Source organism: Methylocystis sp. SB2 (assembly GCF_049817085.1).
In the GTDB taxonomy this organism is placed as follows: Bacteria; Pseudomonadota; Alphaproteobacteria; order Rhizobiales; family Beijerinckiaceae; genus Methylocystis; species Methylocystis rosea.
In genome coordinates, this window is the sequence record NZ_CP187401.1 from 1,910,277 (window position 1) to 1,922,972 (window position 12,696).

At 62.9% G+C, this 12,696-nt stretch carries 13 protein-coding genes; 7 read left to right on the top strand and 6 right to left on the bottom strand.

What is annotated here, in order from left to right; genetic code table 11:
• Positions 1–52 precede the first annotated feature (52 nt).
• The 4 genes from ACPS74_RS09295 to ACPS74_RS09310 all read right to left on the bottom strand — a co-directional run bounded on the left by ACPS74_RS09295 (position 53) and on the right by ACPS74_RS09310 (position 4,424).
• Positions 53–766, bottom strand: coding sequence for a cytochrome c oxidase subunit 3 (locus tag ACPS74_RS09295; protein ID WP_029651147.1), 714 nt, complete (start codon positions 764–766; stop codon positions 53–55).
• The gene (locus ACPS74_RS09300; RefSeq protein WP_029651148.1) at positions 763–2,529 is read right to left on the bottom strand and encodes a cytochrome c oxidase subunit I; all 1,767 of its coding nucleotides are present in this window, start codon (positions 2,527–2,529) and stop codon (positions 763–765) included. Before ACPS74_RS09300 ends, ACPS74_RS09295 begins: the two co-directional genes overlap by 4 nt.
• 115 nt (positions 2,530–2,644) lie before the next feature.
• Positions 2,645–3,472 (bottom strand): cytochrome c oxidase subunit II, encoded by an 828-nt coding sequence (locus tag ACPS74_RS09305; protein ID WP_029651149.1) that lies wholly within the window; start codon positions 3,470–3,472, stop codon positions 2,645–2,647.
• A 241-nt stretch (positions 3,473–3,713) separates the two neighbouring features.
• Positions 3,714–4,424 (bottom strand): invasion associated locus B family protein, encoded by a 711-nt coding sequence (locus ACPS74_RS09310; protein ID WP_036241951.1) that lies wholly within the window; start codon positions 4,422–4,424, stop codon positions 3,714–3,716.
• A gap of 310 nt (positions 4,425–4,734) precedes the next feature.
• Here ACPS74_RS09310 and ACPS74_RS09315 point away from each other — a divergent pair, with 310 nt between their 5' ends.
• From ACPS74_RS09315 to ACPS74_RS09335, 5 genes are all read left to right on the top strand, one after another.
• Entirely contained in the window at positions 4,735–6,621 is a 1,887-nt protein-coding gene (locus ACPS74_RS09315) for an extracellular solute-binding protein (RefSeq protein ID WP_239753726.1), read from the top strand.
• A gap of 180 nt (positions 6,622–6,801) precedes the next feature.
• On the top strand, positions 6,802–7,791 hold the full coding sequence (locus ACPS74_RS09320; protein WP_051381804.1) for an SPFH domain-containing protein: 990 nt from the start codon (positions 6,802–6,804) through the stop codon (positions 7,789–7,791).
• A 2-nt stretch (positions 7,792–7,793) separates the two neighbouring features.
• The gene (locus ACPS74_RS09325) at positions 7,794–8,258 is read left to right on the top strand and encodes an NfeD family protein (protein WP_029651153.1); all 465 of its coding nucleotides are present in this window, start codon (positions 7,794–7,796) and stop codon (positions 8,256–8,258) included.
• Between the two features lie 129 nt (positions 8,259–8,387).
• Complete coding sequence (locus ACPS74_RS09330; protein WP_370646255.1) at positions 8,388–8,480, top strand: helix-turn-helix domain-containing protein; 93 nt, start codon at positions 8,388–8,390, stop codon at positions 8,478–8,480.
• Entirely contained in the window at positions 8,477–9,334 is an 858-nt protein-coding gene (locus ACPS74_RS09335) for an RES family NAD+ phosphorylase (protein WP_051381801.1), read from the top strand. The genes ACPS74_RS09330 and ACPS74_RS09335 overlap by 4 nt, the downstream gene beginning before the upstream one ends.
• A 29-nt stretch (positions 9,335–9,363) precedes the next feature.
• Here the strand turns inward: ACPS74_RS09335 and ACPS74_RS09340 are convergent, their stop codons facing one another.
• Positions 9,364–9,693, bottom strand: a complete 330-nt coding sequence (locus tag ACPS74_RS09340; protein ID WP_029651155.1) for a helix-turn-helix domain-containing protein — start codon at positions 9,691–9,693, stop codon at positions 9,364–9,366.
• Positions 9,683–10,057, bottom strand: coding sequence for a type II toxin-antitoxin system RelE/ParE family toxin (locus ACPS74_RS09345; protein ID WP_029651156.1), 375 nt, complete (start codon positions 10,055–10,057; stop codon positions 9,683–9,685). Before ACPS74_RS09345 ends, ACPS74_RS09340 begins: the two co-directional genes overlap by 11 nt.
• 247 nt (positions 10,058–10,304) lie before the next feature.
• Between ACPS74_RS09345 and mutL the strand changes: the two genes are divergently transcribed.
• Both mutL and msrB read left to right on the top strand, forming a co-directional pair.
• Complete coding sequence (gene mutL / locus ACPS74_RS09350; RefSeq protein WP_029651157.1) at positions 10,305–12,083, top strand: DNA mismatch repair endonuclease MutL; 1,779 nt, start codon at positions 10,305–10,307, stop codon at positions 12,081–12,083.
• Positions 12,084–12,130: 47 nt separating this feature from the next.
• Positions 12,131–12,685: a peptide-methionine (R)-S-oxide reductase MsrB gene (msrB, locus tag ACPS74_RS09355; protein ID WP_029651158.1), complete on the top strand. Its 555-nt coding sequence runs from the start codon at positions 12,131–12,133 to the stop codon at positions 12,683–12,685.
• The last annotated feature ends 11 nt before the right edge of the window (positions 12,686–12,696 follow it).

A 12,696-nucleotide genomic window follows, 5' to 3' on the forward strand; every position in this document is an offset into this window, starting at 1 on the left:
CAGTCGTTACATGTTCAGTCGTGACAGGCTCCGCCGTCATAGCGCATTCCCTTTACGAAAGCAGACGCCGGCAGATGGCGCCGAAACCATCGGCCCAGCCGATCAGCATGGCGAACATCAGCAACCAGACGAACAGCAGAAAATGCCAGTAGATGGCGCAGAGCTCGACGCTCGTCGTCAGCTCCTTGGTGATTCGCTCGGCGCCGCGCACCTTGTCCGTCGTCCGCGCAAGCGCCACCAGACCGCCAACGAGATGCAGCGCATGCACGCCCGTCAGCAGATAGAAGAAGGCGTTGGCGGCGTTGCTCGAGGCGAAGAATCGCAGCTCGAGAAGTTCGCGCCACGCCCAGATCTGGCCGATCAGGAAAAGCGCCGCCGTTACGGCTCCGACAAGCAGCGCCGTCTTGACCCGCTCGGCGTCGGCGCGCCGAGCGGCGACGACCGCGATCTGCAGGGCGGCGCTGCTGGCCGCGAGAAGGAAAGTGTTGACCCAGAGAACGCCGGGGATCGGCGGCATCTGCCAGTCGGGCGCGTCGCCGCGCATGAAAAAGGCGGCGGCGAGCAGCGAGAACAGACAGCCGGCGACGGCGAGAAAGACCGCGAGCCCCACTCTACCGGCCGTCGGCGGCTCGGCGGCGCGGCCGGCGCGACGATAATGCGCAACCTCGCCTTCCTCGAGCCAGGGCGACTCCAGCACCCCCTGGCGCACCAACCACATGACCGCAACAGTGGCGATAAAGACGAAGAAGAGCCCCATGACGCTCATGGCGAATGCTCTCCGCTCATCGGCGGCGCGTTCTGCGGCAGGTAGTCCTCCGGCGCGCCGGGCACGCTATAGGCGTAAGGCCAACGATAAACCACCGGGAGCTGCTGACCCCAATTGCCGTGGCCCGGCGGCGTTTCGGGAGTCTGCCATTCGAGCGAAGCGGCGCGCCACGGATTGCCGCCGGCCGGCGCGCCATATTTCAGGCTCTTGAACAGATTGTAGAAGAAGATCGATTGCGCGAAACCGACCGCCAACGCGATGACCGTGATCACAATGTTGAGCGTGGCGGCCGACGCGGGAACGAAGGCGGTTTCGCCCATCTCGTAGAAGCGCCGCGGCATCCCGAGCACGCCGAGATAGTGCATGGGGAAGAAGATCGCATAGGCGCCAAGGAAGGTGATCCAGAAGTGAATCTTGCCGAGCCGCTCGTCCATCATGCGGCCGGTGATCTTCGGATACCAATGATAGATGGCGCCAAAGATGACCAGCACCGGCGCGATGCCCATCACCATGTGGAAATGGGCGACGACGAACAGCGTCGCCGACAGCGGCACGTCGACGATGACATTGCCGAGGTAAAGGCCGGTGATGCCGCCATTGACGAAGGTGACGAGGAACCCCAGCGCGAACAGCATCGGCGTCGTGAAGTGGATGTCGGCGTGCCAGAGGGTCAGCACCCAGTTATACACCTTCAACGCCGTCGGCACCGCGATCGCGAGCGTCGTCACCGCGAAGAAGAATCCGAACCACGGATCCATGCCGCTGATATACATGTGGTGGCCCCAGACCACCATGCTGAGCACGCCAATGGCGATGATGGCCCAGACCATCATTTTGTAGCCAAAGATGTTCTTGCGCGCATGCACGCTGATCAGATCGGAAACGACGCCGAAGGCCGGCAGCGCGACGATATAGACTTCCGGATGACCGAAGAACCAGAACAGGTGCTGGAACAGGATCGGGCTGCCGCCGACATAGTCCTTGCGTTCGCCGAGTTCGACCAGCGACGGCATGAAGAAGCTCGTGCCGAGCGTGCGGTCGAGGAGCAGCATGAGGCAGGCGACGAAGAGGCCGGGGAAGGCGAGAAGCGCCATGACGGCGGCGGCGAAGATCCCCCAAACCGTCAGCGGCATGCGCATCAGCGTCATGCCTCGGGTGCGCGCCTGCAGCACCGTCACCACGTAATTCAACCCGCCCATCGTGAAGCCGACGATGAAGAGGATCAACGAGACGAGCATCAGGATGATGCCGTATTCGTGGCCCGGCGTCCCCGTCAGGATCGATTGCGGCGGATAAAGGGTCCAGCCGGCGCCGGTCGGACCCCCAGGGAAGAAATAGCTCGAGACGAGAACGAGGGTCGCGATCAGATAGACCCAGTAGCTGAGCATGTTGACGTAAGGGAACACCATGTCCCTCGCGCCGACCATCAGCGGAATGAGATAATTGCCGAAGCCGCCGAGAAAGATGGCGGTGAGCATATACACGACCATGATCATGCCATGCATGGTCACGGACTGATAATAGACATTGGCGTCAATGAAAGGGATCGCCCCCGGAAAGGCGAGCTGCAGGCGAATCACCCATGACAGCACCAGCGCCAAAATGCCGACGGTGATGGCCGTGCCGGCGTATTGAATGGCGATGACCTTGGCGTCCTGGCTGAACACATATTTCGTGATCCAGCTGTGCGCGTGATAGAGCTCGACGTCCGGCACCTCCGCCGGCGGCGGCGCGACGTTCTGGGGTACGCTGGCGTCGGTCATGGAACGATCCTCCCTTCGCCACTATCGCGCTTCCGGCGATTGATCGGGCCCCGTCGCGGCGGCGCTCTATCAGCGGCGATGAATGTCAAAGCGGCGCGACTCGCATTGGTGAGCGTCATTGAGCAGAGGCCCGCTTGTCTCGGCTCGCGTCGCTCTTGCGCGACTGCTCGAACGTCTGCTGCGCCGTGCGCCAGGTCTCGAAGTCGGCCTCCGACTCTATGACCATCTTGCCGCGCATCTGCGGATGCCCTGTGCCGCAATAGGCGGCGCAAAGTATCTCATATTCGCCGATCTTGGTCGGCGTGAACCAAAAATATGTGACGACGCCCGGCACGAGGTCCATCTTCGCCCTGATCTCGGGGACATAGAAGTCATGTAGGACGTCGATCGAGCGCAGCAGGACCTTGACCGGCTTGCCGATCGGCAGATGCAATTCGCTGCTTGCGATCACCAGATCATCCTGCCCCTTAGGATCGGCCGGGCTCAGACCCATGGAATTGGTGGTGTCGATGTAACGCACATCGCTCGAGCCGAGCTGATTGTCGGCACCCGGCAGGCGGAAGCTCCAGCTCCACTGGACGCCCACCGCTTCGATCACCATCGCTTCCTTGGGCACGGTGATGAACTGGCCCCAGACGAGCAGGCCCGGCGCGAGGAGAATGATGACGGCGATCGTCGTGACGATGCCTAGCCAGGCTTCGAGCTTCTGATTCTCCGGCTCATAGGCGGCGCGCCGGCCGGGCACGTGGCGAAAGCGATAGAGGCAATACGCCATGAACAGGATGACCGCGACGAATCCGGCCCCCGTGACAAGGAAGGTCAGACCCATCGTGTCGTCGATGAAGCCCCAGTTGGACGCGATCGGCGTCGCCCGCCAGGGACTCAACACGTGAAACAGGATCGAACCCACGACGACCAGGACCATAGCGATGGCGATAGACATGCGTGCTTTGACCTCGCCGGTGGTTGTGATCGATATGGCCCGACGGCCTATATAGACTGGCTAATCGCCGCGCGTCAAAGTGACGCTGCCGTTGTGCGCGACTCGGCGAATCTCCCCGGAAAAGACGGGGGCGGAAGCGCGACGCGGCGCCACGAGCAATTCGCGCGCGAGGCCGTGGCCATAAAAAAACCCGCGGGGACAATGTCCCACGCGGGTCTTACTCTCGGGGTTCTTACAACCCTTACTTCTTAGTAGCGGCCGGCGCGGGCGACGTGGCGGCGCCCTTCTGGGCCTCGAGCTTCTTGCGCTCGTCCTCGGCTTTCTTCTGCAGCTCTTCCTGCAGCTTCTTTTGCTGCTCTTCGAGAACCTTCGGGTCGACGGCCGGGCCGTCGAAGGCTTTGCCGAAATTGGCGAGCGGCAGATAGAAGGTGACCTCGCCGTTCGCCTGATTCTTAACGACCACGGTCATCTTTTCGGCCTTCTTCATGCCGTCGACGACCGCCTTCTTGACCTTCGCCTCGGCGAAGCAGCCATTCGGGAAGCAGATTTCGAACGCGCCGCTTTCCGGCGCTCCCTTATCGATCGAAAAGCGGAAGCCGGGCTTCAGCATCAGGCCCGGCGGCAGCAGCAAACGGATGATCTTCTGATCGTCGCCCTTGGGATCGTAGATCGCCAGCGCGAGCAGCGGCTGGGGGGCCTCGCCCTCCTTCGCCGACACGCCGAAGTCGCGCGTCGTGTAGCACATTTCCTTTTTGGTCTGCGGATCAGTGCCGCAAACCTTGGTCCAGTCCGGCTGGACCGCGACGAGTTCGGCGGCAATCGGCCCCTGAGGCTGCTGTTGCTGCTGCGCTGCGCCGGCCGCGGGCGCCTGCTGAGCCAATGCGCCGCCGCCGACGAACAGCAACGCTCCCGCAAGGGCGATCGCGCAAGAACGCGAGATATGGGTCGACATCGGAAGTTCCTTTCGATTGTCCTGCTGGCCGGCGCTCTCCGGCTCCGGATAGTTTCGAGATCGCGTCATAACGGGAGCCGCCTTCGCGCCACAGCGCCATGGAACTTGACCAGCCCGTGTTCCAGCGCGATCGCGAGACGCCGACGAGGCGACGGCACCGCTCTTACATGGTCGCGGCAGTAAATTCCAGCCGGACGGAGCGCTCAATGCTTGGCGTGGGCGCTTTTTGCCCACAACATTCGCAAAAAAATGGCCGAAAACTTAAGCGCGACTCGCTTCTTGCGGCGGGACGTTGGATTATGGTCCGCCGATGAAGATTCTCCCCCTTCCTGGAAAACGCCCCGCCAGCGGCGACGGCGAACAGCGACTGCGGGGGCGCCGCGCGCTCAGCTTCGCCCTATCGCTCCTTATCGCCGCGCCCGCCTCGGGCGCCGCGCCGCCCCCGCGGGCGGCCGAAGCGCCCTGCCCGACGCATGGGATCGCCATGCACGGCGCGCCCGCATTGCCGAGCGATTTCCATCACTTCCCATACGCCGATCCGGGCGCGAAGAAGGGCGGCAAACTCCGCGTCGGCCTTGCCGGCACCTTCGACAGCCTCAACCCGTTCAATCTCAAGTCGGGAACCGCGGCGCAGGGCCTTGTCGGCAATGTCTTTCAAGGCCTGATGGCCCGCTCGCAAGACGAGCCCTTTACGCTTTACGGCCTGATCGCAAAGTCGGTCGACGTCGATCGGGCGCGTTCGCAGGTGACCTTCCATCTCGACCCGCGGGCGCGCTTCTCCGACGGCAAGCCGATCACCGCCGAAGACGTGCTGTTCTCGTTCGATCTCTTAAAGACCAAGGGCCGGCCGCAGCAGCGAATCGCCTACGGGCTGGTCAAATCGATCGACGCGCCGGACGAGCATACCGTGCATTACGACCTCTCAGGCGTCGGCGACCGGGAGCTGCCGCTCATTCTCGCGATCATGCCGGTGCTGCCCAAACACGCGACCGACGTCGAGCGCTTTTCCGAAGCGACGCTCGCCAAGCCCGTCGGCTCCGGCCCCTATGTGATCGCAGACGCGCAAGTCGGCGCGCGCCTGCTGCTGCGCCGCAATGAGGACTATTGGGGCGCCGATCTGCCGAGCCAGCGCGGATTCTACAATTTCGACGAGATCGACATCCAATATTTCCGCGACGGCAATTCGCTCTTCGAGGCCTTCAAGGCGGGCCTGCTCGACTATCGCGACGAAACCAGCACGACGCGATGGGCGAGCGGCTACGACTTCCCGGCGCTCACCGAAGGGCGCGTGGTGAAGGAGACGCTGAAAAACGAAAACCCCAAAGGCATGGAGGGGTTCGTCTTCAATACGCGCCGTCCCCTGTTCAAGGACATCCGCCTGCGCGAAGCGCTCGGCATGATGTTCGACTTCGAATGGGTCAACGCGAATCTCTACGCCGGCCTCTACACCCGCACCAAAAGCTTCTTCGACGAATCCGAATTGTCCTCGTCCGGCCGCCCGGCGTCCGCCGGTGAGCGCGCCTTGCTGGCGCCGTTTCCGGACGCTGTGCGCGAAGACATTCTGGAAGGCCGCTGGCGGCCGCCCGTCAATGACGGGTCAGGCCGCGACCGCGAGATGGCCAAGCGCGCGCTCGATCTGCTCGAGAGCGCCGGCTACGGCATCGAAAACGGCGTTTTGCGCAAGGACGGCGAACCTGTCTCCTTCGAGATCATGGTCAAGGACCGCAATCAGGAGCGGCTTGCGCTCAACTATGCCGGCTCGCTGCAGCGCATCGGGGTCGACGCCCGCGTGCGCCTCGTCGACGAGGTGCAATATCAGCGTCGGCGGCAGAAGTTCGATTTCGACATGATGCTCGGCCAATGGCTCGCCTCGGCCTCGCCCGGCAACGAGCAGCGCATGCGGTGGGGGTCTGCGAGCGCGAACCAGGAAGCTTCGTTCAACCTCGCCGGCGCCGCTTCGCCCGCGATCGACGCGCTCATCGCCGCCCTGCTGGCCGCGACAAGTCACGAAGATTTCATCACCGCCGTTCGCGCTTACGACCGCGTGCTGCTGTCCGGCTTCTACGTCGTGCCGCTGTATCATGCGTCCGACCAATGGCTCGCGCATTCGACCGACATTGCGAGACCGGCGCGATTGCCGCGCTATGCATCGCCGATGTTCAGTCCGACGCTCGAAAGCTGGTGGCGACAGCGCTGAGCATCGAGGCAGACATGCGCCGGCGCACTTTTTCGGCGTGTCTGGCGCGCTAGACGTCATGGGCGCCCAGGGCTCGCCTTCGCGGGAAGGTCTCTACCCCCTGCGGCATGAATAGGAGCGCCCGTGTCTCTGTCGCTCGATAACATTCTCTCAACGCGCCTGTCGCGAAGGGTTCATTCCATGGGTTTCGCACTTTTCGTCGTCGGCGCCGCCGCCATCGGCCTCTTGATCATCGACCGATCCTTCAATCTCGGCCTGCCGATCGGCCTCTTCCAAAATCCGCTGTTCTGGTTCGCCTATGTCGCGCTGCTGGCGCTGTCGACGATGGTGCGCTTCGTGCGCCAGCAGACCGTGCTCGTCATCGAGCGGCTGGGCCGCTACAATCGATCGCTGACCGCGGGCGTCAATTTCGTCTGGCCGATCGTCGAGCGCGTGGCCTACACCTTCGATCTGCGCGAACAGGTGATCGACGTGCCGGAGCAGGACGCGATCACCAAGGACAACGCCACCGTCACCATCGACGGCGTTCTCTATTACAAGATCGTCAACGCCAAGGACGCCGCCTATGGCGCGCAGGACATCCGCCGCGCCATCATCAATCTGGCGCAGACCTCGATGCGCTCGGCCATCGGCTCGATGGAGCTCGACAAGACCTTCGAGAACCGAAGCGAGATCAACGAGCGCGTCGTGCGCGCAGTGTCAGACGCGGCGCAGCTCTGGGGCGCGCATGTCACACGCTATGAGATCAAGGACATCGCCATGCCCGAATCGCTGCGCCAGTCGATGGAGCGGCAGATGAAGGCCGAGCGCGACAAGCGGGCGACGGTGCTTGAATCGGAAGGCGTGAAACAGTCCGAAATCAACCGCGCCGAAGGCGAGAAACAGGCGGCCATTTTGCGCGCCGAAGGCCAGGCCAAGGCGATCGAACTGGTGCGCACGCAAATCACCCAGCAGGGCGGCGATCAGGCGGTGCAGCTTGAAGTCGCCAAGAGCGCCATCGAGCAATATGGCCGCCTCGCCAAGGCCGGCAATTCGCTGGTGCTGATGGGCGACGGCGCCGACCCCGCCGGCTGGATCGCCAAGGCGATGGCGGTGCTCAAGGCCGTCAACGCCGGCCCTGCGCCCAGCGAGGCGCAGCGCCGCGCGCAGCCCTGGCGGGAAGCGGAATAAAGATGGAGACCGCCTTTCTCTACGATCCCGCCAATGCGAGCCTGATCGCCGGCCTTATCCTGCTCGGACTCGACATCGTCGTGATCGGCCTGTCGCCGGTGATGTTCGTGGCGGTGGGCGCGCTACTGACCAGCGCGGTTCTCTATGCGACCGGCTGGCGGCCGTCGCTCGTCGAAACCGCGGCGATCATCGCCGGCGCCGGCCTCTTGATCGCCATCGTCGGCAGGAAGCCGCTGCAGCGGTTTCAAAACGCCGACATCGAAGAAGATAAGAGCAGCGATCTGATCGGGCGCGAAGTGACGCTGACGCATGAGGTGACGAAGAGGCATGGCGTCGTGTTCTGGTCCGGCGTCGAGTGGCAGGCGCGGCTCGCGCAGGATTCGCCGGTCGAGAGCCTTGCGCCCGGCGCCAGGGCGCGGGTGGTGGCGGTGGAGAATCTGGCGCTGGTGCTGGCGCCGCTCGCGTGAAGTTTGGCAAGACGGATTTGAGGTGAGATGTCGTCCTTCGGAGCGCGCTGTTCGCTTTGACTGATCAAGGCGCGGGGCGTTCACATCGGGCGACTGCCCAAGCTCACCCGCTATCAACGCGAGGAAGCATTGCGTGATCTTACCAAAGGCAAGGCCTCGCAAGCCGACATCGCGCGGCGTTACAATGTCAGCCGAAGCACGATTTCGAGGTTGGCGATATGAGCAAGGAAGGTGACGCGGCGACGGCACAGGCCATTTCGGAATTCGTATCGTGGAGAAGCTATTCGCTATTTCGGCAGGAAGTAACTCGAACCGTTCGTTACGTTCGTACACCTGAGACTACCAAGTTTCTCGAAACCGTTGCTCAGAGCGCTCAATCGCGCGTGCTAACAATAAAGAAGGGGCATCGATTTTATCGCGCCGCAGTCGCTCACCATGACGAAGTGGTCGAGGAGATTGATGACGTGATGCCAGCTCCAGCCCTGCCTAGCCGCATGACGCCGCTCCCCGACCGAGCTACCGAAGGGCGGATTAATCCGAAGGTTATTCCTTGTCTTTACATGGCGAGTCACCCAGAAACCGCCATTGCCGAAGTGCGTCCTTGGATTGGTTCGTTCGTCTCGGTCGCCATATTGGCAGCCTTGCGCGAACAGCGTGTGGTCGATTGCACCAATATCGGCAGCGCCACAACGCTATATTTCTTTGACGAGCCTGAGCCCTCGCCCCAAAAGCGGGAAGAAGCCGTGTGGAACCATATTGCAAGAGCATTTCGAGAACCCGTAACGAGAAATGATGACAGAGCTGAATATGCGGCGACCCAAATTCTTGCCGAAGTATTCCGAACCCATGGCTTTGATGGGATTGCCTACCGGAGTGCATTCGGGACCGACCGATACAGTGTCGCGCTGTTCGACCTGAACGCGGCCGAACTACTCACCTGCTCCCTCCACGAAATTACCGATGTCGATTTCAAATATAAGGAAACCGCGAACCCCTATTTTGTTCAGACGAATGAGAACGGTCAAAAGGCGCTTCTCCGTAACGTTATTGCGGAAATCTACCCCGCCGACAAATAAGCGAACCTTGCAACGGCGACCTTTCGCGCTCAAATTATCGCCTCAAGGCCGCGCGCTTTCACGAGAGAGAGCAGCTTGAGCGAGGGACCGCTTGGCTTCTTTTCGCCACGCTCCCATTCGCTCACCAGTTTCGGCTTTACGTTCAACACGCGGGCGAACACGCCTTGGCTCACGCCTTCGCGCTCGCGCAGCGCGAGGATTTGCTTGCCCGTCAGCGGCTCAATCGTGGTGAGACACGCCGCATCAAATTCGCGCATCGTCTTGGCGTCGATGAGGCCAATGCGACGCAGGCCTCTTGCGGTTTCGTGCGCCGCTTCCGCGATCGTGCTGCGAAATTTCTTCTTCGCCTTAGTCGTCATGTTCCACCTCGATGAGTTCGCCTTCTTCGATCGCCCTTTCAATCTCCGCTGCGCGCATTGGCAGGAATTGCCGCGCCAGCTTTTTCAAAATCTCCAAATCCCCCGCGTCGATATTGTCCCGCTCGTTTTTGGCGAAGCCGTAGAGAAAAATGCTTCGCTCCTTCTCGCGGTAGGCGATGATGGTGCGGAATCCGCCCGACCTGCCCCCGCCATCCCGCGCGACCCGCTGCTTGATAAGGTTGCCGCCAAGCGCGGCGTCAGTGCCGCCCTTCTCCGCACGGCCGATTGCTTCGCGCAGACGCGCATCTCCGACCTTTTCCTTTCGTGCAAACCGTGCAAACCATTTGGTCTTGAAAATCCGCAAATCCGCTCCCTAGCCAATGGCGCTTTTATATACCCCCAAGGGGTATAGTTTCAAGAGGCTTGTTTTGGGCATCCTCGCGCCGAAAGTGACGGCGGGCTGCGGTGAACCGAAATCCGCCGCCCTTGCGGCGGCTTCGGCCTTCGGCTTCGATCCTTGACGCCCTAACCGCGCCTCGCGTCCCTCATGGCGCTTGTTCTCCCAAAACCGCTATAATCTTCGAACTCTGGCCCGCTGAGCCGATACACCCATGCCCATCCGCCGTCTCGATCCCCTTCTCGTCGATCGCATCGCCGCCGGCGAAGTGGTCGAGCGGCCGGCGTCCGCCGTCAAGGAGCTGGTCGAGAACGCGCTTGACGCCGGCGCGACGCGCATCGACGTCGCAGTTGAACAGGGCGGAAAAAGCCTCATTCGCGTCATCGACGACGGCAGCGGCATGGACGCGCGCGACCTGGCGCTGGCGATCGAGCGCCACGCGACGTCGAAAATCCCCGACGGCGATCTAACCAGCATCGCGACGCTCGGCTTTCGCGGCGAAGCCCTGCCGTCAATCGCGGCGGTGGCGGATCTGACAATCGAAACCCGGGCGATGGGCGCCCCGCACGGCTGTTCAATCCGAATCGACGCCGGCGAGAAGCGCGGACTCACCGCCTCGAACTGGCCGCGCGGCACCAAGATCGAAGCGCGTGCGCTGTTCGCCGCGACGCCAGCGCGGCTCAAGTTCCTCAAAACCGAGCGAACCGAAACCGCGGCGATCGTCGATGTCGTCAAGCGACTCGCCATGGCCCATCCGCAGGCGCGGTTCTCGCTCTCCGCCGACAGCGGCGCGCTCTTCGACTATCCCGCCTGCGGCGACGATTCCGCGCGGCGCATCTTCCAGATTCTTGGCGAAGAATTCGCCGCCAACGCGTTTCGGCTTGAAGCGGAACGCGAAGGCGTAAAGCTCTCGGGCCTTGCCGGCCTGCCGACCTACAGTCGCGGCAACGCCCAGATGCAATATGTCTATGTCAATGGACGGCCGGTGCGCGACAAGCTCTTCGCCGGCGCCATTCGCGCCGCCTATCTCGATTTTTTGAGCTCCGACCGCCACCCTATCGTCGCGCTTTTCATCGAATGCGATCCCCGCAGCGTCGACGTCAATGTGCATCCGGCGAAGGCGGAGGTGCGCTTCGCCGATCCGGGTCTGGTGCGCGGCCTCGTCGTCGGCGCGTTGAAGCAGGCGCTTGCCGAGAAGAGCCATCGCAGCGCCGATACAAACGCACGCGCGGCGATCGACGTTCTGGCGCGCGGCAATGGCGCCCAATATCGCGCGCCGGCGCCGGCGAATTGGAGCCTGCCGCGCTCGCCTTACGCGCCCGCCGGCTTCGAAGAATCGGCACAAGCCGCTTTTGAGGCCGGCGCGCCGATGGCCGACGCCCGCGCGCATGACGCGCCGGCGCAGGAGCCCGAGGCGCCGCTCGGCGCGGCGCGGGCGCAGCTGCACGAAACCTACATCATCGCGCAGACACAGGACGGTCTCGTCATCGTCGACCAGCACGCGGCTCATGAGCGCATCGTCTATGAGAAGCTCAAACGCCAGCGCGAGGAGACGGGCGTCGCGCGACAGATGCTGCTGATCCCCGCCGTCGTCGAACTCGATGAATCGCGCATGAACGCGCTTGCGCCGGCGCTGGACGAACTCGCGGCGTTCGGTCTGGCGCTCGAGCCTTTCGGTCCCGGCGCCGTGCTGGTGCGCGAGACCCCGGCGCTGCTCGGCGAAGTGGACTGCAAGCGACTCGTGGAGGACATCGCCGACATCTTGGCGGAGGAAGGCGACGCGCGCGGATTGTCGCGCAGGCTCGATCATGTGCTCGCCACCTGCGCCTGCCATCATTCGGTGCGGGCCGGCCGGCGGCTTTCGGCGCCCGAGATGAATGCCCTGCTGCGCGAAATGGAGACGACGCCCGGGGCCGCTCAATGCAATCACGGCCGGCCTACCTATATTGAGCTGAAGCTCGCCGACATCGAAAAGCTCTTTGGGCGCAGGTGACACGAAAATTTTTCGCGGCGCCGTAACATTTTCCAAGGCGCGCACGAATGAGCATGAGACCGCAGGAGCCGATCGTGAACCGTCGCAGCCTTCTCTCAAGCGCTGTTTTTTTGGCCTTCGCTCGGAAGGCGCATGCCGCTGGCGAAATGGTCGAGATCGAAACATTCGACCCGAATGGCAGGAGCCTCGGTCTTTCGCGCGTCGAAAAAATCGTCAAGACCGAGGCCGAATGGCGGGCGCAACTCTCGCCGCTCGCCTTCGAGGTCACGCGCAAGGACGGCACGGAGCGCGCCTTCAGCGGTCCCGACTGGGACAATCACGCCGACGGCCTCTATCGCTGCGTCTGCTGCGATACGGCGCTGTTCGACTCAAAAACAAAGTATGAGTCGGGCACTGGCTGGCCGAGCTTCTTTGCGCCGATTTCCAAGGCCAATGTTGTGGAAAGCGCTGACATGTCGTTCGGCATGAGACGCGTCGCCGTCTCCTGCAAGCGCTGCGATGCGCATCTCGGCCATGTCTTCACCGACGGACCCAAGCCGACGGGGCTGCGCTACTGCATGAATGGCGTCGCGCTGCGCTTCATCGGGCGCGGACAAGCGTAGGAGATATCGCC

Excerpts from the sequence above, each read along its gene's own strand:
- ACPS74_RS09295 (WP_029651147.1), bottom strand. The coding sequence starts at position 766 with ATGAGCGTCATGGGGCTCTTCTTCGTCTTTATCGCCACTGTTGCGGTC.
- ACPS74_RS09300 (WP_029651148.1), bottom strand. The coding sequence starts at position 2,529 with ATGACCGACGCCAGCGTACCCCAGAACGTCGCGCCGCCGCCGGCGGAG.
- ACPS74_RS09305 (WP_029651149.1), bottom strand. The coding sequence starts at position 3,472 with ATGTCTATCGCCATCGCTATGGTCCTGGTCGTCGTGGGTTCGATCCTG.
- ACPS74_RS09310 (WP_036241951.1), bottom strand. The coding sequence starts at position 4,424 with ATGTCGACCCATATCTCGCGTTCTTGCGCGATCGCCCTTGCGGGAGCG.
- ACPS74_RS09315 (WP_239753726.1), top strand. The coding sequence starts at position 4,735 with ATGAAGATTCTCCCCCTTCCTGGAAAACGCCCCGCCAGCGGCGACGGC.
- ACPS74_RS09320 (WP_051381804.1), top strand. The coding sequence starts at position 6,802 with ATGGGTTTCGCACTTTTCGTCGTCGGCGCCGCCGCCATCGGCCTCTTG.
- ACPS74_RS09325 (WP_029651153.1), top strand. The coding sequence starts at position 7,794 with ATGGAGACCGCCTTTCTCTACGATCCCGCCAATGCGAGCCTGATCGCC.
- ACPS74_RS09335 (WP_051381801.1), top strand. The coding sequence starts at position 8,477 with ATGAGCAAGGAAGGTGACGCGGCGACGGCACAGGCCATTTCGGAATTC.
- ACPS74_RS09340 (WP_029651155.1), bottom strand. The coding sequence starts at position 9,693 with ATGACGACTAAGGCGAAGAAGAAATTTCGCAGCACGATCGCGGAAGCG.
- mutL (WP_029651157.1), top strand. The coding sequence starts at position 10,305 with ATGCCCATCCGCCGTCTCGATCCCCTTCTCGTCGATCGCATCGCCGCC.
- msrB (WP_029651158.1), top strand. The coding sequence starts at position 12,131 with ATGAGCATGAGACCGCAGGAGCCGATCGTGAACCGTCGCAGCCTTCTC.